The following is a 22,637-nucleotide window of genomic DNA, read 5'->3' as shown; positions in this document are numbered from 1 at the left end:
CCGTGGGAAGCAGGCTTTCCGGAGCCAGCAGCAACGGGACGAGGGCAAGATAGGCGAATTTCATTCACACGTCTCCAGTGCCGCCCGTGAACGGGGCAACGACAAATTACGCCGGATCGGCGTGGGTTGTGCATGAATTATCGGGTTCTTGAAGTAACCGGCCGGAAGAGCCGGTGAGGACAGGAACGGATCGAGCATGGCGCGATTTCCCGCTGCTTTCAAGGTAATCCGGCCTGGCGCCCGTCGATGCCCGCGCCTTGGCCGCGTGTGCGATCAATGACATGGGCACTTCCGTTCACTCCGGTTCCGCGGTCGGTGCCTGGTGGCCGCATATCGCCTGCTCCTATCCCCCGGCTTATCCCCAGCCCCGCCTTGATTGAGGGGTAGGGCAATGCCTAAATTCCGCCGATGGCTCATGCACCTTTCGTTCCGCTCCGCATCTTCTCGAGTTTCACGATGCTGGACGGTGCGATCGATCCCAAGGCAGCCGCCAAGCTCGCCAAGGAGCGCAAGTTTCCTGCCGCCGCCATCTGCGATCGCAACGGCCTTTACGGCGCGCCGACTTATGCGCAGGCGTGCAAGGGGGCGGGGGTTCAGCCGATCGTCGGAACGTTCCTGGCAGTGGCACGGCCGGGTGTGGTGGCGCAGGGGCAGGATCTGCCGATCGACTGGCTTGCCCTTCTTGCCCAGAGCGAGCAGGGATGGCTCAACTTGTGCGATCTCGTCAGCCGCGCTCACCTCGAACGTCCGCTCGAACTCGATCCCCACGTCCCGCTCGAATCGCTTCGCGGCCATACCGATGGCCTGATCTGCCTTACCGGCGGCGACGAGGGCGCGCTCGCCCGGCTGTTCGCGGCTGGCAGGTTCGAGGCTGCCGAGAGTTATTGCGATACCTTGCAGTCTCTGTTCGGTGACCGCCTCTATATCGAGATCACGCGCACGGGGGAGCAGGTAGAGGACGAAAGCGAGGAAGACCTGATCGCGCTCGCCTATTCGCGGGACATTCCGCTCGTCGGCACCAATCCGGCGCAATATGCCGAAGCGCAGTTCCATGCCGCGCATGACGCCATGCTCTGTATCGCCAATTCCACACAGTCGATGCGCCCGAGCGCCCTCGGTCCTCGGCCGAGCGTTGGGTCAAGCCGGTCGAGGCGATGCAGGAACTGTTCGCCGACTTGCCCGAGGCGCTGGCGAATACTCTCGTCGTCGCGCAGCGCTGTGCCTACATGCCTCCGCGCCGCAAGCCGCTGCTGCCCAGCCTTGCAGGCGACCTCGAGGGCGAAGCGCGGATGCTTGCGGACAACTCGCGCGCCGGTCTGGCGCGGCGGCTTGCACCCTATTGGCCGGATGTGACCGAGGAAGAACTCGATGCCGCCATGGCCCTTCAGGGCGAAGAGCGGGAGGCAGCCTATCGCGAACTCGCCGAGCGCGGTGTCACCGAAGACTTCCTCGACTATGCAAGGCGCCTCGACTTCGAAGTGCAGATCATCGTCGGCATGGGTTTTCCCGGCTACTTCCTGATCGTTGCCGACTTTATCAAATGGGCCAAGGACAACGACATTCCGGTCGGTCCGGGCCGTGGTTCGGGCGCGGGTTCGCTGGTCGCCTGGGCATTGACCGTGACCGACCTCGATCCGCTGAAGCTGGGCCTGCTGTTCGAGCGCTTCCTCAATCCCGAACGCGTCTCGATGCCTGACTTCGACATCGACTTCTGCGAAACCCGGCGCGGCGAGGTGATCCGCTACGTCCAGCGCAAGTATGGGCACGATCACGTCGCGCAGATCATCACGTTCGGCAAGATGAAGGCCCGCGCGGTGCTGCGCGACTGCGGGCGAATCCTGCAGATGGGCTACGGCCGTGTCGACAGTCTCTGCAAGATGGTGCCGAACCATCCAACCGATCCCTGGACCCTGACCGAGGCGCTGCATGGAAGGAAGCAGCACGGTGTGACCAAGGATCCGCCGGTCGCCGAATTCCGCCGGGAATACGACGTAGACCATGAGGTCAGGCGTCTGGTCGATCTGGCCGTCCAGCTCGAAGGCTTGCCGCGCAATTCTTCGACTCACGCGGCGGGCGTGGTCATCGGGGACCGTCCGCTGGCGCAGCTCGTGCCGCTTTACCGCGATCCGCGTTCGGACATGCCGGTGACCCAGTTCGACATGAAGTCGGTGGAAGACACCGGCCTCGTGAAGTTCGACTTCCTCGGTCTGAAGACGCTTTCCGTGTTGAAGAAGGCCTGCGACCTGCTTGAGCGGCGGGGCATCACGATCAACCTGTCCACGCTCGGCTGGGACGATCCGGCGGTCTACGAACTGCTCAAGCGCGGCGATACGGTTGGCGTGTTCCAGCTCGAATCGGAAGGGATGCGCCGCACGCTGGCGGCCGTGAAGCCGACCAATTTCGGCGACATCATCGCGCTCGTGTCGTTGTACCGCCCCGGCCCGATGGACAATATTCCGTTGTTCGGCCGCCGCAAGAACGGGCTGGAATCGATCGAATACCCGCACGACAAGCTGGCGGGCATTCTGGGCGAGACTTACGGGATCTTCGTCTATCAGGAACAGGTCATGCAGGCCGCGCAGATCCTGGCGGGCTACTCGCTGGGCGACGCCGACCTTCTGCGCCGCGCCATGGGCAAGAAGGTCCAGGCGGAAATGGACAAGCAGCGCCAGCGCTTCGTCGATGGCTGCAAGGAAGTGTCCGGCATCGATGCGGCCAAGGCCAACGAACTGTTCGACTTGATCGACAAGTTCGCAGGCTACGGCTTCAACAAGTCGCACGCCGCCGCCTACGCGCTGCTCGCCTACCACACCGCGTGGTTCAAGGCGCATTACCCGCACGAATTCTATGCGGCCTCGATGTGCTTCGACATGCACCAGTCGGAAAAGCTGGCGATCTTCGTTGACGACGCGCGCCGCAACGGCATCCAGCTCGCCGCGCCCGACATCAACATGTCGGAAGCGGAGTTCTGCGTGGAGGAAACGCCGGACAGCCACGCCGTGCGTTATGCGCTCGCCGGTATCCGCAACGTCGGCGAAAAGGCCATGGACGCAATCGTTGCCGAGCGCGAGGCGAATGGCAAGTTCGTCAGTCTTGACGATGTGTTCCGCCGCGCGCGGCCGGATCGATGAATCGCCGCCAGCTGGAAAGCCTCGCGGCTGCGGGCGCCTTCGATGGGCTGGAGGCCAATCGCGCCAAGGTCCTGGCCAACGCCGATACGTTGCTGGCCGAAGCAGACCGTTCTTCCCGTGAGCGAAACAGTGCCCAGCATGGCCTGTTCGGGGGTGAGGATCACGTCGAGCAGGGCTTGCGCTTCGTCGAGGCGGATCCGTGGAATCGCATGGACCAGATGGCCAAGGAGCGGGAAACGTTCGGCTTCTACTTCGCCGCACACCCGGTCGAGCAATTCCGCGCGGTGGCTTCCGCCAACGGCGCGCGCACTTATTCCAGCCTCATGACGGGGGGCGGCGCGGGCCGCACCGGCGCGGTGATGGCGGCGATGGTCGAGAACGTCCAGAAGCGAAAGACGAAGCGCGGCAAAGATTTCGTCATGGCTGACTTTTCGGACCAGTCCGGCAACTTCTCGGCCTCCTGCTTCGAGGAGAGCATGGTCGAGAACTTCGTCAAATGGTCGAAGGAGGGGGCATGCGTGCTGCTCAACGTCGAACTGGACAGCCCCAGTCCCGACGAGCCGCCGCGCGTCACGGTGCGAAGCGCGCGTCCGTTGAACGAGGTCAAGGCCGATGCCCGGATGCTGCTGTCGCTTGAAATAGACAGTATCGAAGCGGTTCAGGAACTCGCGATGCTCATGCGTCCGGGGGCGCCCGGCTGCGGCGAGGTTGTCGCCACTTTGCACCTTGGCGAAGGCCGCACCCAGAAAATGCGGCTAGGCCGCGATTTCGCGCTGGACGGCGACTTTGCCGAGCATCTCTCCAGCATCAAGGGCCTCTCGAATGTCTCGCTTATCGCCAGAAGAGGCCCGGAGGGCTTGCGCCGGGCGGCTTGACCGCCGGCGCAAGCGCCAAGCTTACCGATTGTTTCGGCTGACGTCCTGAGCGGCGTCCTGGGCGGCGTCGCCAACCTTGTTGGCGGCCGTGCCTACTTCGTTCGCGGCCTCCGAGATCGCGTTGTCCTTTGCCGTCTCGCTCTCCGTACCCTTGCTGAAGAGATAGATGCCGCCGACTACGGCGACCAGCAGGATCAGCGCCATCACTATCCCGGTCGCCCCGCCGGACGAGCTGCGCTCGCGAATGATCGTTGTCGTGGTGGTGGGGGCTTCCGGTGCGCGCTCGGTTGTAACGGTTTCTTCGGTCATGCAGACCTCCTGTCCTGTCTTATCGTTGGACGGGGAAACGCGTGAAAGCGGCGCAAGGTTTCGTGATCCCGTTCAGCGATCCCGGAACTTGGGCGGGCGCTTCTCACGAAAGGCCGCCAGTCCTTCCGAAAAATCCTCGCTCATCAACATCATGACCTGTTGCCGGTCTTCGAGCGCCATGGCGTCAGAGAGGGAGCGCGCATCGAGATTGCGGTTTATGCCTTCCTTCGTAAGGCGCAGGCCCATCGGAGAATTGGCCAGCATTTCGCCGGCCAGCGCCAGCCCACGATCCAGCAGGGAATCCAGCGGAGCGATCTCGCTCAGAAGGCCGCATTGCAGCGCCTTCCCGGCATCCATGAAGCGGCCGGTGAGCATGTATTCGGTGGCGACCGAAGCGCCCACGATACGGGGCAGGAAGTAGCTGCATCCCAGATCACAGCCGCCAAGGCCGATCTTGATGTAGGCCGCATTCATCCTGAGGTCCGGCGCGCCATATCGCACATCGCAGGCCAGCAGGAGCGAAAACCCGCACCGCAGGCCGCGCCATGGCCGAGGCCGATGATCGGCTGCGGACAGGCGCGCATCAGTTCCAGCAGCCCTGCGAGGCTCCTTTGCAGGCGCCAGAAGTGCTGAAGTTCGCCCCTAGATGCGTCGTTTTGCCACCCGGAAAGGTCCAGTCCGGCGCAGAAGTTCCGGCCTGCGCCGCGCAGCAGCACCACCCGCACCTCGGGCCGCTCGGCCAGGCCGGCAAAATAGTCTCGCAGCGCGAAGGTCATGTTCTCGTCGAGAGCATTGAGGACGTGCGGCCGATCGAGAGTGAGGATCTCCACGTCGCCGCGACTATCTACGAGAATGGTGGGTTCCTGCATGGCGTCCCCGGTTGGAATGGCACAGGAATCCTCGGGTTTTCCTGATCGGCGATCAAGGTCTGCAATGGCCGGGACAATTGCCTCTCGGGGGCATTCCAAAGGTGGCTTCAACAGGTGTTGAAACGCCTCTAGAGCAGGGAGAGCTGGCCATCGAGCGACGGACGGCGAAATTGCGAACAGTCGAGCGCGATGGACGGCTTCGCGAAGCCCATCCGCTTCATCGCAACCCTGAACCGATGCCGGAAAAGGTCGGCCCACACGCCGCTCGGCCGCATCCTGGTGAAGAACTGCGGGTCATTGTCGCGTCCGCCCCGCATCGACTGGATAGTGGCCATGACTTTCCCGGCCCGGTCGGGGAAATGAGCGTCAAGCCATTCGCGGAACAAGGGAGCGACTTCGTGAGGAAGCCGGATCATGATCCACGTTGCGGCGTGGATTCCCTGCGCGGAGGCTGCTTCCAGAATTTCCTCCAGGAACTGGTCGGTGATGGAGGGAATGACCGGCGCGATCGAGACATGGGCCGGCACTCCGGCTCTGGCCAGTTCGCCGAGCGCTGCGATCCGCTTGTGCGGAGTCGCGGCGCGAGGTTCGAGAAGGCGTGACAGGTGCGGGTCCGTGCTGGTCACCGAAATGGCCACTGCCACCAGCTTCAGCCGGGCCAGTTCCGCGATCAGGTCGAGATCGTGCAGGACGCGGTCCGATTTCGTGGTGATCGTCACGGGGTGGCGTGTTTCGAGGCAGAGCTCAAGAATGGCGCGGGTGATCCGGTAACGCCCCTCGATAGGCTGATAGGGGTCTGTATTGGTGCCCATCGCGATCGGTGCGGGCCTATAGCCGGACTTGGCCAGAGTTTCGCGAAGCAGACTGGCTGCCTGGGGTTTCGCGAAGAGCCTGGTTTCGAAATCGAGACCGGGCGAGAGGTCGTGATAGGCATGGGTCGGCCGTGCGAAGCAATAGATGCAGCCGTGCTCGCAGCCGCGATAGGCGTTGATCGAGCGATCGAACGGGATGTCCGGAGACTTGTTGAAGGACAGGATTGAGCGGGGATGCTCTTCTGTTACGGTCGTGGCCGGATGGCGGGCAGGGCCGTCGACATCGTCCCTGCTGTCGAGCCAGTCGCCATCGGCCTCCCGCTGTGGGAGGTTGAAGCGGGTGCTGGCCTGTCCGCTGACGGCGCCTCTTCCCTTGTGGACTTTCATGCCGCCTTTTTTGAACAAACAGGGAACAAATAGCAAGTCCCGGCGGTCCGGTTGATCTTCCCGGCCGCAGGCCCTAGGCCAGCGCGGCAAAGGAGATCTGATGGCAGGCGCACCGCGCAGGATCGGAGCCGAGACGTCCGCGACGCGGGCACGTATCGTCGAGGCGACCGTCCAACTCATTCGGGACGAAGGCTATGCCGCCGCAAGCACGCGGCGCGTGGCGGCGCGGGCAGGGCTCAAGCCTTCGCTCGTCCATTACTATTTTCCCACGACCGACGATCTCCTGCTCGAAGTCTCGCGCCAGGGCGCTGCCGAAAGCGATCGCATGATCGAGGAGGCGCTGACTTCCGACGATCCGGTGCGGGCGCTCTGGTGCTTCTTCGTCGATACCAGCAGGACCGCGATGTCCCTCGAATTCATGGCGCTTTCCAACCATCGGCCGGCGGTTCGCCAGATGATGGCGGAGCACAGCATGGCCATGCGCAAGCGCCAGGTCGAGATTCTCGAACATATTCTGGGCGATCGCTCAAGGTGCTTGAAGGTTTCGACGCCGCCGGCCTCACCGTGGTTCTGGCCGGGATCGGCCGGGCCATCGTGATGGAATCGGCGCTGGGCGTGACGGACGGCCATGAGGCCGCCATGGCCATCGTGGAAACCTGGCTGTCCCGGCTGGAGCCGATCGGGGCCGACTGATCGCCGAGCCGCTGCACGCCTGTTTGAACGGGCGTTCAGTACGTGATAAAACAATCCCGATCGCAACTATCGCCATGGGCGGATTGATGCAGGCCTCGTTCTTCGCGCATCGCAGGAACGACGTTCTCGTCAGTGAATTGGGAGAGTTCGGAAAATGTCGGTCGCAACCCAGACCAAACTCAACGCGGAAGATATCAAGCCGAAAATCGGCGGTCGTGTGCTCAACACGAAGGAAGAGCTCCTGTCCGGGGAAATTGCCAGGGAAATCCGGGAGCTGCTGGAAGCGCGCGGCGTGCTGGTGTTCCCGCAGGTCAACTTCACCGATGAAGAGCAGATCGCCTTCACGAAGACGCTGGGCACTTTTGCGCCGGAGCGGAAGGGCGGCGAGGAAGTGATCTCGAAGATCACGCTCGACGCCAAGGAAAACCCGATGGCGGCGGAGTACCTCAAGGGCTCGCTCTACTGGCATATCGATGGCACCCGCAATGACGTGCCGATCCTGGCCTCGCTGCTTTCCTGCCGCGTGCCGAGCCCGCGCGGCACCGGCAACACCGGCTTCGCCAATACTTATGCGGCGTTCGAGGGCCTGCCTGCCGAAAAGCAGGAAGAGTACGAGCAGTACCGCGTCGTTCATGGTCCCTGGGCAAGCCTGTTCTATTACGAGCCGGAACCCAGCCTGGCCAAGCTCCAGGGCTATGCCCAGATCGGCGAACAGGAGCTGCCGCTGGTCTGGAAGCACCAGTCGGGCCGTAAGAGCCTCGTGATCGGCTGCACTTCCGCGCAGGTCGTTGGCAAGTCGGCTCTGGAAAGCGCGATGATCATTCACGGCCTGCGCGAATGGGCGACCGGCCCGGAATTCACGTATAGCCACGAATGGGAAGTCGGCGATCTCGTGATGTGGGATAACACCGGCACCATGCACCGGGCAGAAGCCTATGATCCGACCTGCGGGCGCATGATGCACCGTACCAAGCTCGAAGGTGAAGAGCCCTTCGAATAAGCTTTTGCCGAAGCCGATTTCAAATTCCATAAGCCCGCCGGATGTGTCCGGCGGTCGGAGCGCTTGCAGGCAAAGAAAAACCCTCCGCCCTTGATGGGCGGAGGGTTTTTCTTCGAATTCAGATCCGAAAGGCCGGGGGCTTACGCCCAGTTGGCCATTTCGGCTTCGAGGTTCTGGACGATGGCCTCGAAGAACTGTTCGGTGGTCATCCAGTTCTGATCCGGACCGATCAGCAGCGCGAGATCCTTGGTCATCTTGCCGCTTTCGACGGTCTCGATGCAGATACGCTCAAGCGTTTCGGCGAACTTCACCACTTCCGGCGTTTCGTCGAACTTGCCGCGATAGGCGATGCCGCGGGTCCAGGCGAAGATCGAGGCGATCGGGTTGGTCGAGGTCGCCTTGCCCTGCTGGTGCTGGCGGTAGTGACGGGTCACGGTGCCGTGGGCGGCTTCCGCTTCCACGGTCTTGCCGTCGGGCGAGAGGAGAACCGAGGTCATCAGGCCCAGCGAGCCGAAGCCCTGCGCAACGGTGTCCGACTGCACGTCGCCGTCGTAGTTCTTGCAGGCCCAGACGAACTTGCCCGACCACTTGAGCGCCGAGCGACCATGTCGTCGATCAGGCGGTGTTCGTAGACGATGCCGGCATCCTTGAACTTCTCGGCGAAGCCTTCGGTGTCGAACACTTCTTGGAACAGATCCTTGAAGCGGCCGTCATAGGCCTTGAGGATGGTGTTCTTGGTCGAGAGGTACACCGGCCACTTGAGGTTCAGGCCGTAGTTGAACGAAGCGCGTGCGAAGTCGCGGATCGATTCGTCGAGGTTGTACATCGCCATGGCGACGCCCGGAGCCGGGAAGTCGAACACGTCGAGGTCGATCTTCTCGCCGCTCTCGCCGTCCCACACCAGGCGCAGCTTGCCCGGGCCGGGGATCAGGGTGTCGGTGGCCTTGTACTGGTCGCCGAAGGCGTGACGGCCGACGACGATCGGATCGGTCCAGCCCGGAACCAGGCGGGGAACGTTCGAGATCACGATCGGCTCGCGGAAGACGACGCCGCCCAGGATGTTGCGGATCGTGCCGTTGGGCGACTTCCACATCTTCTTGAGGTCGAATTCGGTGACGCGCGCTTCGTCGGGCGTGATGGTCGCGCACTTGACGGCAACGCCGTGTTCCTTGGTGGCGTTGGCGGCGTCGACGGTGATCTGGTCGTTCGTCTCGTCGCGCTTCTGGACCGAGAGGTCGTAGTACTTGAGATCGATGTCGAGGTAGGGGAGGATCAGTCGTTCACGGATCCATTCCCAGATGATCCGCGTCATTTCATCGCCGTCCATCTCGACGATGGGATTCTTGACCTTGATTTTCGCCATTCCTGAATACTCCCCAGAGGTGAGAAATTGGGCGTCTCTTAGGCAGGCGGGGGAGCGCTGGCAAGGCAGGTTGCGGGGCGGCCGGCCGCTTTGCGCGGTGGCGGAGTTGCAACGCATGCACGGTCGATGTCGAAGGGGAGTGAAGGATGCGCAATCGATGGCGACTTGCGCTTCTGTCGGCGTGCTTCTTTACGAAGCCGGCTCAACGATGTTCGGGAGGGCCGGCTCAGCTCTGGCCGGCGGTCCGAATGGTGGGCGTAGCAAGGATTGAACTTGCGACCCCTACGATGTCAACATAGTGCTCTACCACTGAGCTATACGCCCACACCATTCGGTCGGTCCGGAGCGGCGTGGTGTGCCGCTCGGTGGATTGGCCCTCTAACGGTGGTGTCAGAGGTTGGCAACCCGTTTTTTCCAAAAATCTCGAACTGCCTGTGGACGGTTCTGTGGATAGCCGGAATCAGAGGCGAGCGTGCTCGGAAAGCCCGAAGACGCGCTGAACTTCCATAACGATATCACGCAGATGGAAGGGCTTCGAGAGCACTTTGGCGTGCGGTGCCTCGCGGCTGGCGCGCAAGGTGACGGCCGCGAAGCCGGTGATGAACATGACCTTGGTCATCGGCGAAACTTCGGCACAGCGCTGGGCAAGCTCGATGCCGTCCATCTCCGGCATGACGATGTCGGAGAGCAGCAGATCGAAATGTTCGTTTTCCAGGTGGGGGAGGGCTTCTGTACCGCGATCGACGGCCAGTACGTCGTAGCCGGCGTTTTCCAGCGCACGTGCAAGGTAAGTGCGCATGGCCTGGTCGTCTTCGGCAAGCAGGATGCGGATCATCGGGTTTCTATCCAGATTTGTTCTGACGCATGGGTGCGACGGTCTATGCTTCGAGCCATAGCGCCTATTCCGTTAAAATTCTCGCCCGGTTTCCCCACTGACCGGGAACGGGACGCTTTGACTTGAGTGGTCGAAAAGGCCAGTTTCCGAACATGGCAAAACCTTCGGGCGAGAATGATTCGCAACAACGGGTCGGGGGCTGGATACCGGGCTTGCCGGAGATTCCGGCCTATGTGATCGATGGATCGGAGCCTTCCGCGATCCCCGTGCTGATCGCGGTTCCTCATGCGGGCCGGGCCTATCCGGCGTCGCTCCTGCGTGAGATGCGCCAGCCTGAAATCGCCGCAGTCCGGCTTGAAGATCGCTATGTCGATCGAATCGCGAGAAGCGTTGCGCGGTCAACGGGGGCGGGGCTGCTCGTCGCTCAGGCTCCGCGCGCCATGATTGATCTCAACCGGGCGCCAGACGATGTGGATTGGGAAATGGTCCCGCGCGGTTCGCGGCCGGAAGGTGCGAGCCTCTTGCCGAGTCGCCGCGCGCGCAGCGGGCTGGGGCTCGTCCCGCGCCGCCTTCCCGGTCTGGGGGAGATCTGGCGCGGGAGGCTTGAGCGCGCTGCGCTCGTCGATCGGCTGGAGGGGGTTCACCGGCCTTACCATTCCGCCTTGTCGCAGGCGCTAACGGCTCTGCGCGACCGCTGGGGCGCGGCCTTGTTGCTCGATTTCCATTCGATGCCGCCGCTGCCCGTGCGACTGGGAAGCGAGCCTGCCCGTTTCGTTATCGGAGACCGCTTCGGTGCCGCCTGTCACGGCAGTCTGGTCGCTTCGGCATTCTCGTGGTTTTCAGTGCAGGGGCAGGAGGCAGCTCATAATCGGCCCTATGCGGGCGGATATGTCCTCGATCGTCATGGCGCGCCGTCCGAGGGTGTCCATGCGATGCAGATCGAGATCGACCGGAGCAGCTATCTCGATTCGCGGCTGCTGGAGCCGGGTGACGGGATGAATGCGGTGACCGAACTGCTGGAAGGACTGGTGCGCCGCCTGGCGGCCTTGGTCTGCGATCTGGTGCAGGATTCGGGCGGCAAGGGCTGGGCGCAGGCTGCGGAATAGCGCAGGTTTTGCGGCAGGTCGCCCGCAGCTAAGTTCGATTGTCGGATAAAGTCCGGCGCTTTGCTCAGGACATTAAAAAACCACCTCGCGCAATGCGCGAGGTGGCCAAGGTTCAGGGAGGAGGTGCACGATGTGCACCAACCCGACCGGGCCATGAGGGTAGCGCCGATCAGGTAGCCCTAACATAGCAAGCCTGATCGCACATTCAACCCCTAGAATGGGGCATGCAACATACCTTTTGCAAGTGCGCGTTGGGATGGTGCTGCATAATGGGGCGGGGGTGTGACAAAATTGTCATAAACCCCGCCCCGAAAGTTCACGAAATCAGAGTGTCAGGCGGCGGGGAGGATCTGCGGACCCTTGCCCTGGGAAACCTGACGACCGAAAATGTCCCGCACCAGATCGAGCGAGAAGAGGTGTGCGTAAATCAGCGGCAGCATGCCGTTCTGGTTCCACTGGCGCAGCACGTCGCCGCGCATTTCACGCAGCTTGTTTTCGTCGACCATCTGGAAGCCGCGATAGGTGAAGGGCTGGCCGGTGCCGATGTCGATGTTCAGTTCGCCGTCCATCAGCAGGTTGTGCTTCGTCAGCTCCGCCATGAAATTGGCGGTCTTGGTGCCGGCGATCTCGAAGTTCTCGCAGAACTTGAGCATGTTCTTGGTCGCTTCGGTCGGCTCGGCCTCATTGAAGAGGGCTTCACCGTCCTCGCCTTCACCGACGAGATCGCTGGTGGGGTCGACGCAGAGCGAGAGTTCTTCGGCATCCGGGCGCAGACGGGCCAGCATGAACGGATAGCGGCGTGCGTAAGCGGGGATGTAGACCGGCGTATTCACGGTGCCGTCTTCGTCGACGTAGACGTTCACGCCTTCGTTCATGCCCATCAGGATCAGCGGCACCGGATTTTCGCCAGCGGTGAAGATGATCGGGAAGTGGCGCTGCGCCTGCGGGAATTCCTCGACGGTCAGCGGGATCGAGTTCACGCCGACCAGCCAGGTGGCCTTGTCGGTGGAACGCGTCTTCCAGGTGGCGTGCTGCTGCGAGTTGAGCGGCACGAGGTCCTTGTAGAACAGGGGCAGGGCAGGATTCTGCGGCGCGGTGGCCATTGCGTTACTCTCCGCAAGACTGGGAAATTTCGAAGGCGACGCTTTAGGGGCTGCATGGGGCGGGCGCAAGCGCGCAGCCCGCCGAAACGGGGATATTGGGCGAGTCGTGGGTCCTCGCCCGATTGATCCCGGTAAGTGCCACTGCCGAAGCGCAGGCGCGCTTGTCGTTCGGGGTCAGATCAGCTTGCCGGGATTGAGGATTCCGGCGGGATCAAGGGCATGCTTCACCGCGCGCAGCATGGACAGCGCGGCAGGGTCTCCGAGGCGGGCCAGTTCGTCGCGCTTGAGCTGGCCGATGCCGTGCTCGGCCGAGATTGAGCCGCCCCATTCGGTGACGAGATCATGGATGTAGCGGCTGATCGTCTTGCCCTGGTCGGCTTGCCAGGCGGGGCCGTCGGTCACATCCGGCGCGATCACATGGTAATGGACGTTGCCATCGCCAAGGTGGCCGAAAGCGATGGCTTCCGTGCCGGGCCACCTGGCCTCGATCATCGGGGCGGTGGTTTCCACGAAGTCCGGCATTTTCTCGACGGGAACGGAGATATCGTGCTGCACCGCCGGACCGCGAGCGCGCTCGGCCGGGGAAATCGATTCGCGCAGCAGCCACATGGCCTCGGCCTGGGACTCGTTGCTGGACATGGCTGCGTCTTCCAGAAGCTCGGCTTCGAATGCGTCCGCCATCATCGATTCGCAGCGATCGCGCAGCGTCGCGGCAGCGTTGCGATCCGCCACGACCTCGATCAGGACATGCCATGCGTGGCGATCCGAAAGCGGTGCGCGGCTGTCGGGCAGATAATCGAGCACGGCGTCGAGGCAGGCTTGCGGCAGAACCTCGAAGCCTTCCAGTGCCTCTCCCGCAGAGCGCTCGCAGTGGAGCAGGAGCTTGCGCGCCGCACCGAGCGAGGGCACGCCGGCCCAGATCACGACGCGTTCGGCAATGGCGGGCAGCAGGCGCAGCGTTGCCGCGGTCACGATGCCCATCGTTCCTTCGGAGCCGATCAGCAATTGCTTGAGATCGAACCCGCGATTGTCCTTCTTGAGCGGCGTAAGCATCGAGAAGACCTGGCCGTCGGCCAGTACGGCTTCGAGCCCCAGCACAAGCGCGCGCATCGATCCGTGCCGCAGAACCTGCGTGCCGCCGGCATTAGTGGAAATCAGTCCGCCCACCGTGGCCGAGCCCTTGCCGCCAAGCGAGAGGGGGAAGCGCAGGTCCCGCGCTTCGGCCGCTTCATGAAGGGTCTGGAGCACGACACCGGCTTCGCACGTGACCTGCCGCGCTTCGATGTCCAGCGTGCGAATCGCGTTCATCCGGCGCAGCGAAAGAAGCAGCGCGGTTCCGCTGCCGTCAGGCGTTGCCCCTCCGGACATGCCGCTGTTGCCGCCTTGCGGAACGATCGAAACGCCGAACCTGGCGCAGATATTCACAAGCTCGGCCAGTTCCGGGACGTTTGCGGGAGAGGCCATTGCCACGGCGCTTCCGGTATATCGTCCGCGCCAGTCGGTGAGCCAGGGGGCAAGCAGGTCCGCGTCAGTGGTCAGGCCGCGAGGGCCAAGCAGGGCGGTGGCTTCGGCAAGAAAGCTGTCGGTATTCGTCATGAAGGCGATATGGCACAGGCTTCACCGGGTTTCATCCGTGGTCTTGCCTCGCTATCGACATGGAGCGTGCATCGTATCGGGTTAAGCGCTGGTTCAAGCTCTTGCTCTAAGGCGACAGCACTGTGCCCGGGGACCAACTCTTTCGATGAATCTCGCCTCCGTCCTGCTCTATCCGTTTGCGCTGCTGCTACCCGTGGTGGGCGCGACGGAGGCTGGCCGCACGGCCCGAAGCGAGCGGGCGGAGACCGGGACCGTCTCCGTGGAACCGGAAGCCGGCAGTTATGCGTGGCCGGATGAGCTGCCCGATTCGCCGGGCGGCTGGCCGTTTTCCGCATCGGCGTTCGATCATGTCGAGCCGGGCGATGCCTGGCAGGTGCGAATCGAGCAGCGCATGACGATTCGCGTCACCCCGCGCGCGCAGATGCCCAGCCCGCCAGACATGTTCGTGGGCATGCCCGGGCGGGATGACGACGGCCCGCGCTTTTCCGAACGCAAGATCGGTAAATGCCTGCCGATGTCCGGCATCGCCGGGGTGCAGCCCGACGGGCAGAGCCGGCTCCTGCTGTTCATGCGCGATCGGCGGGTGATCGGTGCCGAACTCGAAAGGGGGTGCCGGGCAGGGGCTTTCTATTCCGGATTCCTGCTATCGCGGACATCCGATGGCCAGCTCTGCGTCGATCGCGACGAATTGCTTTCCCGCAGCGGCACCACCTGCAAGTTGACGCGCATTCGCCAACTGGTTGCCGTGGGTCGTTGAGCGATTGGCCGCGGTTGGCGCGCAAATCCTGATTTGGAGCATTGTCGGCCTGGTCGAATCGCGGCCTTTGCGCGGATTTCCTTGACGTTGGGGGCATTTCCCGCATAGGGCCCGGCCAGATATACGATCGGCTTCGTGCTGACCGATTGATTCGGTCGTCGCCGTAGCGCCGCGAATATCCTTAGCGTCCTTGATTCTCGCTAACCTGCCTGATTCTCGCTAACTTGCCTGATTTTCGCTAACCTGTTTGCCTATGAGCCCTGTCTGTCTATGAACTTTGCCGATCTCGGCCTGTCTGACGAATTGCTGCAAGCGGTTGAAACCGCTGGCTATAGCGAACCGACTCCGATCCAGGCCCAAGCCATTCCGCCGGTCCTGATGATGAAGGACCTGATCGGCATCGCCCAGACAGGCACCGGCAAGACGGCCAGCTTCGTGCTCCCGATGATCGACGTTCTCGCGCATGGCCGTCGCCGTGCGCTGATGCCGCGCTCGCTGATCCTCGAACCGACCCGCGAACTCGCGGCCCAGGTTGCCGAGAACTTCGAGAAGTACGGCAAGAACCACGATCTGCGCATGGCGCTGCTGATCGGCGGCGTTCAGATGGGCGACCAGATCAAGGCGCTGCAGGAAGGTGTCGACGTTCTGATCGCGACGCCGGGCCGCCTGATGGACCTGTTCGAGCGCGGCAAGATCCTGCTGACCGGCTGCGAACTGCTCGTCATCGACGAAGCGGACCGCATGCTCGACATGGGCTTCATTCCCGACATCGAGAGCATCTGTTCCAAGCTGCCGACCAATCGGCAGACGCTGCTCTTCTCGGCAACGATGCCTCCGCCGATCAAGAAGCTGGCGGATCGCTTCCTGTCGAATCCGAAGTACATCGAGGTGGCCCGCCCGGCGACCGCGAACACGAATATCGTCCAGCACAAGGTGGCGGTGCCGGCCCGCAAGAAGCGCGAGGCCCTGCGCCAGCTCCTGCGCACCGACAACGTCTCGACCGCGATCATCTTCGCCAACCGCAAGACGACCGTGCGTGAACTGGCCAAGAGCCTGAAGGGCCATGGCTTTGCGGCCGGCGAGATCCACGGCGACATGGAGCAGCCGGCGCGCCTTGCCGAACTCCAGCGTTTCAAGGATGGCTCGATCAACATCCTCGTCGCGTCCGACGTGGCTGCGCGCGGGCTTGACGTGAAGGGCGTGAGCCACGTCTTCAACTTCGACACGCCCTGGCATCCGGACGATTACGTCCACCGTATCGGCCGTACCGGCCGTGGCGGCGCAACCGGGCGTGCTTTCACTTTCGTGGCGCCTGAAGACGCCGAAGCGATCGAGAACGTCGAGAAGCTGACCGGCGGCAAGATTCCGGTCTATCATCTCGGCGGCGAGGAAGCGGCTGCGGAAGCACCCGAAGCTGCTGCTCGTGCGGAAAAGCCCCGCCGTGAGAAGCGTGAGCGTGCAGAGCCGCGCACGGAGGCGAAAGCCCCGCGCGAAGAACGTGCCGCGCCGCGTGAAGAACGCGCAGCTCCTCGCGAGGAACGCGCTGAGCGTGCCCCGCGCCGCGAAAGCCGGGGTGACGAACAGCGCCGCGAACGCCGTGCCGATGGCAATCGCTCGCGTCGCCGCGATGCCGAGCCCGCCGATGACGGCTGGAACGGTCCGATCCCCGAATTCCTGAGCGTTTCCGCTCTCACCTGATCCTACTTCAAGCCAGGCACCATTGCCGCGCCTCAGGGTGCGGCAATGGTGCTTGCCTGTCCTTGCCGCCCTGTGCAGACTGCCTTCTATCGAGAGGCAGGCGAGGCGGATTATCCATGAAATTCAGGTATGCTCTGGCGTTCGGCGCTGCGCTCGTCTCCTCGTGCGCGGCGTTGGCCGAACCGCAGGCGGTGGTCCAGGTGGACAGCGGCAGGCTTGCCGGCAGCGTCGAGGACGAGGTGGTGAGCTGGAAGGGAATTCCCTTCGCGGCGCGCCGGTCGGCGCGCTGCGCTGGCGTGCACCGCAGCCTGTTGCGGCATGGAAGGATGTCCGTTCGGCGGAAAGCTACGGGCATGATTGCATGCAGAAGCCCTTCGCCGGAGATGCGGCGCCGCTGGGCACGCCCCCCGCCGAGGACTGTCTCTACGCCAATGTCTGGCGCCCGGCGCAGGCCAAGGCGAAACTCCCCGTGATCGTCTGGATCTACGGTGGCGGCTTCGTGAACGGCGGCGCATCGCCGCCGACTTATTCAGGTGCAGAACTCGCGAAGCAGGGCGTGCTGTTCTTCAGCTTCAATTACCGGGTCGGCCGTTTCGGCACTTTCGCCCATCCTGCGCTGACCCGCGCGGCGCAGGACAAGGGGCTTGTCGGCAACTATGGCTTCATGGACCAGATCGCCGCGCTTGCCTGGGTGCAGCGGAACATCGCGGCGTTCGGCGGCGACCCCGAGAATGTGACGATCATAGGCGAAAGCGCGGGCGGCATGTCCGTCAACAACCTGGTGACCTCGCCCATGGCCGAAGGGCTGTTCGACAAGGCAGTCGTCATGTCCGGCGGGAACGGCACGAGCCTTGCCAATCCCGATCTCGCCGCCACGGAAGCGATCGGCGTGCGCTTTGCCGAAGCGAAGGGCATTTCCCGCGATGATCCGCAGGCCCTTGCAAAATTGCGCGGCCTTTCTGCCGATGCGGTGACGGATGGGCTCAACCTGATGGCTCTCTTCAGTCCGAGCGGCGCGCCGCGCACGTTCGCCAGCCCGTTCAGCGACGGCAAGCTGGCGGTGGATCAGCGCCATGCCTACGAGGCGAAAACGTTCCATCGCGTGCCGATGATGATCGGTGCCACCAGTGACGATATCGGCGGGATTTCGGGCAGCATGGTTGCGGGGGCGCGGCAGATATCGGCCTTGGCGGCGGCCGGCGGCGCACCTGTCTACGAATACCGCTTTTCCTATGTTGCCACATCGATTGAAGGCGGCGGCAAAGGGGCCGGCCATGCTACGGACATACCGTTCTTCCTCGATACGCAGGACGTGAAATACAGCGGCAAGACCAGCGCGCGGGATCGGGAAATGGGCCGCACCATCAGCAGCTATCTCGTGAATTTCGCGAAGACCGGCAATCCTAACGGCGCAGGCCTGCCGGAATGGAAGTCACGCGCCGGAGACGGCTCCGCGCTGATGGACTTTTCGCCCGGCGGAACGGCCGAATTCGGCGCTGACCCGTGGCTCCGGCAGATCGAGGCAGCCTCCGCCAAAAGCGGGATCTAGGCGCCGCCAAGCCAACGCGTTCAGCCGGCCGGGAGGCTCATTCGCTTCCGGCTGGCTTGACGAAGCTGTCGATCACCCGCTTGCGGCCGGCCTGCTCGAAGTCGATCTCCAGCTTGTTGCCTTCCTGCGCGGTGACAGTGCCGTATCCGAACTTCTCATGAAAGACGCGGGCGCCGATCTCGATGTCGGTGCGAGGCTTGGCGGCGAAGCTGGCGGCGCTACGGGTGGTTTCGGCAATGCGGCGCGGTGCGGGATCGAACTCGCGGGCAGCGGCGCGCTGCCAACCGGGGCCGCGTGTCATCGTGCGCGCGGGCTGCGCCCGGGCGACGTCGGCGAAAGGATCGCCATGTTCCGACCATTGCGCGCGCCAGAGGGAAGCACCGCCTGACAATGTCGTTTCGCTCTCGACGTGATCGTCAGGCAGTTCGGCGATGAACCGGGAAGGGATCGAGCTTGTCCACTGGCCGTAGATCCGGCGGTTGGCGGCGTGGAGGATCGTGCACTTTCGCCGCGCGCGCGTGATGGCAACGTAGGCGAGGCGGCGTTCCTCCTCGAGACTGGCGAGCCCGCCTTCGTCCATCGCCCGTTGCGAGGGAAACACGCCTTCTTCCCAGCCCGGCAGGAACACGTTGTCGAATTCCAGGCCCTTGGCGCCGTGCATGGTCATGATCGTGACCTTTTCCTCGTCCGAGGCGGCATCGTTGTCCATGACGAGGCTGACGTGTTCGAGAAAGTCGCCCAGGCTCTCGTACTCTTCCATGGCCCGGGCGAGTTCGGTGAGGTTTTCGAGGCGTCCGGCCGATTCGGGCGTCTTTTCCGCCTGAAGGGCATCGGTATATCCGCTCTCGTCGAGCACGGTGCGCATGAGGTCGGCAGGGTTCTCGGTTCCGGCGAGTTCGCGCCAGCGGGCGAAGTCACGCATCAGCGAGAGGAAGGTATTGCGCGGGCGAGCGGGGAGTTCGTCGGTATCGACGATCTCGATCGCGGCCATGGCGAGCGGAATGTTCCGGCGGCGCGCCAGGACATGCAGCGCTTCCAGCGCCTTTGCGCCCAGCCCGCGCTTGGGGGCGTTGTAGATACGTTCGAACGCCAAATCGTCGGCGGGCTGGGCGATGACGCGAAGATAGGCGAGAGCGTCGCGAATCTCGGCGCGTTCGTAGAACCGGAAACCGCCGATGATGCGGTATTTGAGGCCGATCGAGATGAAGCGGTCTTCGAATTCGCGGGTCTGGTACTGGGCGCGCACGAGGATCGCGATCTGTTCCAGCGGAGCGCCTTCGCGTTCGAGGCGCTCGATCTCGTCACCGACCCGGCGCGCTTCTTCGGGGGCATCCCATACGCCGATCACCCGCACCTTGTCGCCCGAGTGCCGCTCGGTCCACAGCGTCTTGCCGAGCCGCTGGCTGTTCTCGTTGATGAGGCCGGAGGCGGCAGCGAGAATCTGCGGCGTGGAGCGGTAGTTCTGCTCAAGCCGGATGACCTTGGCTCCGGGGAAATCCTTTTCGAATCGCAGGATGTTAGCCACTTCGGCGCCGCGCCAGGAATAGATCGACTGGTCGTCGTCGCCCACCACGCAGATGTTGCGATGACCCTGTGCGATCAGGCGGAGCCAGAGGTACTGGACCTGGTTGGTGTCCTGATACTCGTCCACCATGACGTATTTGAAGCGCTGCTGGTACTGTTCCAACACCTCGCGGTTGGTGCGCAGGATGTTGAGCATGTGGAGCAGAAGGTCGCCGAAATCGCAGGCGTTCAGCGCTTTCAGGCGGTCCTGGTAAAGCTGATAGAACTTCTGGCCGCGCCCGTTCGCATAAGTCTCGTTCTCGGCAGCGTCGAGGTCGGCGGGATTGAGGCCCCGGTTCTTCCAGCGATCGATGCAACCGGCGAGCTGGCGCGCTGGCCAGCGCTTCTCGTCCAGCCCTTCGGACTGGATCAGCTGCTTGAGCAGCCGCAACTGATCGTCGGTATCGATGATCGTGTAGTTTGGCTGCAGCCCTACCAGTTCGGCGTGGCGACGCAGCATCTTCGCCGCAATCGCGTGGAACGTGCCGAGCCATGGCATCCCTTCCACGGCAGGGCCGATGAGATGGCCCACGCGTTCGCGCATCTCGCGCGCAGCCTTGTTCGTGAACGTGACGCAGAGGATTTCGCTGGGCCATGCGAGCCGGTTGCGGATCAGGTTGGCAAGCCTGCGAGTGAGCGCTGCGGTTTTCCCTGTTCCCGCGCCTGCCAGCATCAGCACTGGTCCGTCAGTGGTCAGGACGGCTTCGCGCTGGGGCGGATTCAGGCCTTCGAGCAGAGGGTCCGACGAGGCTTCGGGCATGGAGGATTGCAGATCGTTCACCCGTGAACATCTAGGGAACGGGGTGTCGCGGCGCAAGGCCGCTTCGTCGCACCGGGGGAACAATCCCAGGGACGGGGCGTCGGTTGTTCACGAACAAGAACATGGAGAGCGATCATGCGAAAATATCTCCTTGCCGGAGCCGCCGCGCTTTCGTTCCTGGGAATGTCGGGAGCGATGGGGGCGCAGGATACCAATGGCGAAATGCCCGCCGCGCCAGAAGCCCCTCCGCCGCCGGCAGCACCTTCGGATTCCGGGACGCCGCCGGCCAGGCCGATCTCTCCGGCATCAATGTCTGCCGAACAGAAGGCTATGTACGATTCGTGGCCGGCAGCCCAGCGTGCCGATTACGATTCCTGGTCGCCGGAGTATCAGGCCTATTACTGGAGCCTGACGGACCCGCAGCAGAAAGGCTACTGGGCGCTTACGCCGGACCAGCGCGGACAGATCTACAAGATGACGCCCGAGCAGCAGGCAATCGCCTGGAATTCCATATCGCAGCAGCTTGCCGGGCAGACCCCGACCACGCCGCCCACTCAGGCCAATCCTCCGGGTGAGGGAATGCCCACGAACGGCGTACCCGACCCGCAGTTTGCGCAGCAGGCGGTGCGCCCTGCGATGCCTGCGGATCAGGGATATCAGGGCGGCCCGTACAAGGGCGCGCTGACGCCCCCTCCGGCGACCGCGATGAACAAGCCGTATCCGGTATGCAGCAAGAAGGTGACGGACAATTGCCGCAATCGCGGCGGCGTCTGAGGAAGGCAAGACTTCCGGCCTGAAGCGGCGCGCTTCAACGCGCACTGCCTCAGGCCGGCGGATTCAGGATTCGGTCTTGCGAAGGAAGTGCAGGCGCGCCTTGCCGACGTCGCGTTCCGATTCCACCTCGAAGCCCCGAATGGACACGGCCTCGGTGCGGGAGGTTTCAAGGCATATCCAGGTCTGCTCGCCGATCCAGCCCAGCCGCGCGAGTTTGTCGATCGCGACGACCCCGGCCCCGGTCTCGTAAGGCGGATCGAGCAGGACGAGGTCGAGGACGTCCTTCGCAGGCCCGAGCGCCATTACCGAACCTGCCCGGACATCGCTTTTGCCCTGTGCCTGCAGGTTGGCAATGTTGGAGCGGATCGCGCGGATGGCTGCCGGATCCTGGTCCACGAACAGGCAGTGCGCCGCGCCGCGTGAAAGCGCCTCGAATCCGAGCGCGCCCGATCCGCGAAGAGATCGGCCACTTTCAGGCCCTCGAAAGTGCCCAGACGGCTGGCCAGCATCGAGAACAGCGTCTCGCGCGTGCGGTCTGCGGTGGGGCGGGTATTTTCCCCCTCCGGCGTGGCCAGCTTCCGGCCGCGCCATTCACCGGCGACGATGCGCAGGCCGGTCTTGATCGGACCGCCTTTCATCGGGGCCTTCGCTCCCACTTTCATGCGGCGTTGCCCGGCAGCGTGCGGCGGAAGTTATCGAGATCGCGCGGAGCCACCTCGAACGCCATTCCCTTGGGCAGGTCCAGTAGACGGAACGGCCCGTAGGAGGTGCGGATCAGGCGGCTGACCTGCAGACCGAGATGTTCGAGAACGCGGCGGACTTCGCGGTTCTTGCCTTCGGTGAGGGTCATCTCGATCCACTGGTTACGCCCGGTGCGGCGCTCCATGTTGGCGTCGATCTTGCCGTAGACCACGCCCTCGATCTCGATGCCTTCGATCAGATCCTCGAGTTGGTCCTGCGAAATGTCACCGAATGTGCGGGCACGATACGTGCGCGGCACGCCGGTGGCGGGCAGTTCAAGCTGGCGCTTGAATTCGCCGTCATTGGTCAACAGGAGCAGGCCCTCGGTGTTGAGGTCGAGACGGCGATCGGCATCACGCGGCCGCTGCCCTCGGGCAGGGCGTTGCGCAGCGCGGTGTAGATCGTGGGACGACCGATCGGATCGCGTTCGGCAGTAAGGAGGCCTGCGGGCTTGTGGAAGACGAAGAGGCGGGTTTCCTCCGCCTCCCGGACGGCATTGCCGTCAACCGTCACGCCGCGAAGATCGTGCAGCACGGTAGACGGCGTTTCGATCACGTCCTCGCCCAGCTTGACGCGGCCTTCGATGATCATCGCTCGCCTCGCGGCGGCTGGCGATTCCGGCGCGTGCGAGAAGCTTGGCGATGCGTTCGCCTTCGCGCACGGGCATTCCCGGCGTTTTGGGCGTAGGAGCGGCAGCCTGCGGGGCCGAGCGGGGC

At 63.6% G+C, this 22,637-nt stretch carries 15 protein-coding genes, 1 tRNA gene and 4 pseudogenes; 8 read left to right on the top strand and 12 right to left on the bottom strand.

Annotation, left to right across the window (positions count from 1 at the left end; all coding sequences use genetic code 11):
- Positions 1–408 precede the first annotated feature (408 nt).
- Positions 409–4,006: pseudogene (gene dnaE, locus ADT71_RS20720) on the top strand (DNA polymerase III subunit alpha).
- Positions 4,007–4,027: 21 nt separating this feature from the next.
- Here dnaE and ADT71_RS20715 read toward each other — a convergent pair.
- The 3 genes and pseudogenes from ADT71_RS20715 to ADT71_RS20705 form a co-directional block, all read right to left on the bottom strand.
- Entirely contained in the window at positions 4,028–4,315 is a 288-nt protein-coding gene (locus ADT71_RS20715; protein ID WP_054439840.1) for a hypothetical protein, read from the bottom strand.
- Between the two features lie 72 nt (positions 4,316–4,387).
- Positions 4,388–5,091: pseudogene (locus ADT71_RS20710) on the bottom strand (enoyl-CoA hydratase/isomerase family protein).
- Between the two features lie 221 nt (positions 5,092–5,312).
- Complete coding sequence (locus ADT71_RS20705; protein ID WP_054439838.1) at positions 5,313–6,383, bottom strand: PA0069 family radical SAM protein; 1,071 nt, start codon at positions 6,381–6,383, stop codon at positions 5,313–5,315.
- Positions 6,384–6,483: 100 nt separating this feature from the next.
- Between ADT71_RS20705 and ADT71_RS20700 the strand changes: the two genes are divergently transcribed.
- Both ADT71_RS20700 and ADT71_RS20695 read left to right on the top strand, forming a co-directional pair.
- Positions 6,484–6,981, top strand: coding sequence for a TetR/AcrR family transcriptional regulator (locus ADT71_RS20700; protein ID WP_231636067.1), 498 nt, complete (start codon positions 6,484–6,486; stop codon positions 6,979–6,981).
- A gap of 249 nt (positions 6,982–7,230) precedes the next feature.
- On the top strand, positions 7,231–8,076 hold the full coding sequence (locus ADT71_RS20695; protein ID WP_054439836.1) for a TauD/TfdA family dioxygenase: 846 nt from the start codon (positions 7,231–7,233) through the stop codon (positions 8,074–8,076).
- A gap of 140 nt (positions 8,077–8,216) precedes the next feature.
- On the opposite strand, the pseudogene ADT71_RS20690 reads toward ADT71_RS20695, so the two are convergent.
- The 3 genes and pseudogenes from ADT71_RS20690 to cpdR all read right to left on the bottom strand — a co-directional run bounded on the left by ADT71_RS20690 (position 8,217) and on the right by cpdR (position 10,274).
- Positions 8,217–9,439 (bottom strand): annotated as a pseudogene (locus ADT71_RS20690) (NADP-dependent isocitrate dehydrogenase).
- Between the two features lie 249 nt (positions 9,440–9,688).
- Positions 9,689–9,763, bottom strand: a tRNA-Val gene (locus ADT71_RS20685).
- Positions 9,764–9,899: 136 nt separating this feature from the next.
- The gene (gene cpdR / locus ADT71_RS20680; RefSeq protein ID WP_054439834.1) at positions 9,900–10,274 is read right to left on the bottom strand and encodes a cell cycle two-component system response regulator CpdR; all 375 of its coding nucleotides are present in this window, start codon (positions 10,272–10,274) and stop codon (positions 9,900–9,902) included.
- A gap of 152 nt (positions 10,275–10,426) precedes the next feature.
- Between cpdR and ADT71_RS20675 the strand changes: the two genes are divergently transcribed.
- Positions 10,427–11,380, top strand: coding sequence for an N-formylglutamate amidohydrolase (locus tag ADT71_RS20675; RefSeq protein ID WP_054439832.1), 954 nt, complete (start codon positions 10,427–10,429; stop codon positions 11,378–11,380).
- A gap of 332 nt (positions 11,381–11,712) precedes the next feature.
- Here ADT71_RS20675 and ADT71_RS20670 read toward each other — a convergent pair whose 3' ends face one another.
- On the bottom strand, positions 11,713–12,483 hold the full coding sequence (locus ADT71_RS20670; RefSeq protein ID WP_054439830.1) for a SapC family protein: 771 nt from the start codon (positions 12,481–12,483) through the stop codon (positions 11,713–11,715).
- Positions 12,484–12,657: 174 nt separating this feature from the next.
- Positions 12,658–14,079, bottom strand: coding sequence for an FAD-binding oxidoreductase (locus tag ADT71_RS20665; RefSeq protein ID WP_054439827.1), 1,422 nt, complete (start codon positions 14,077–14,079; stop codon positions 12,658–12,660).
- Between the two features lie 145 nt (positions 14,080–14,224).
- Here ADT71_RS20665 and ADT71_RS20660 point away from each other — a divergent pair, with 145 nt between their 5' ends.
- The 3 genes from ADT71_RS20660 to ADT71_RS20650 all read left to right on the top strand — a co-directional run bounded on the left by ADT71_RS20660 (position 14,225) and on the right by ADT71_RS20650 (position 18,083).
- Positions 14,225–14,836, top strand: a complete 612-nt coding sequence (locus tag ADT71_RS20660) for a hypothetical protein (RefSeq protein WP_054439825.1) — start codon at positions 14,225–14,227, stop codon at positions 14,834–14,836.
- 270 nt (positions 14,837–15,106) lie between these two features.
- Positions 15,107–16,534 (top strand): DEAD/DEAH box helicase, encoded by a 1,428-nt coding sequence (locus ADT71_RS20655; RefSeq protein WP_054439823.1) that lies wholly within the window; start codon positions 15,107–15,109, stop codon positions 16,532–16,534.
- Positions 16,535–16,571: 37 nt separating this feature from the next.
- Positions 16,572–18,083 carry a carboxylesterase/lipase family protein gene (locus ADT71_RS20650; protein ID WP_369818317.1) on the top strand — a complete coding sequence of 504 codons (1,512 nt, stop codon included), beginning with the start codon at positions 16,572–16,574 and terminating at the stop codon, positions 18,081–18,083.
- 37 nt (positions 18,084–18,120) lie between these two features.
- Here ADT71_RS20650 and ADT71_RS20645 read toward each other — a convergent pair whose 3' ends face one another.
- Entirely contained in the window at positions 18,121–20,406 is a 2,286-nt protein-coding gene (locus tag ADT71_RS20645; RefSeq protein ID WP_054439821.1) for an ATP-dependent helicase, read from the bottom strand.
- A gap of 135 nt (positions 20,407–20,541) precedes the next feature.
- Between ADT71_RS20645 and ADT71_RS20640 the strand changes: the two genes are divergently transcribed.
- Positions 20,542–21,180 (top strand): hypothetical protein, encoded by a 639-nt coding sequence (locus tag ADT71_RS20640; protein ID WP_054439819.1) that lies wholly within the window; start codon positions 20,542–20,544, stop codon positions 21,178–21,180.
- A 63-nt stretch (positions 21,181–21,243) separates the two neighbouring features.
- On the opposite strand, the pseudogene rsmD reads toward ADT71_RS20640, so the two are convergent.
- From rsmD to ADT71_RS35915, 3 genes and pseudogenes are all read right to left on the bottom strand, one after another.
- Positions 21,244–21,791, bottom strand: a pseudogene (rsmD, locus tag ADT71_RS20635) (16S rRNA (guanine(966)-N(2))-methyltransferase RsmD).
- Between the two features lie 47 nt (positions 21,792–21,838).
- A complete protein-coding gene (locus ADT71_RS35920; RefSeq protein ID WP_156336718.1) occupies positions 21,839–22,231 on the bottom strand; it encodes a hypothetical protein in 393 nt (130 codons plus the stop codon).
- Positions 22,228–22,512: a hypothetical protein gene (locus ADT71_RS35915; RefSeq protein ID WP_156336715.1), complete on the bottom strand. Its 285-nt coding sequence runs from the start codon at positions 22,510–22,512 to the stop codon at positions 22,228–22,230. Before ADT71_RS35915 ends, ADT71_RS35920 begins: the two co-directional genes overlap by 4 nt.
- Between the last annotated feature and the right edge of the window lie 125 nt (positions 22,513–22,637).

This window comes from Novosphingobium sp. ST904, from assembly GCF_001298105.1.
Classification (GTDB): Bacteria; Pseudomonadota; Alphaproteobacteria; order Sphingomonadales; family Sphingomonadaceae; genus Novosphingobium.
Note: the sequence above shows the minus strand (reverse complement) of the source record. Positions and strands in the feature narration are given on the sequence as shown.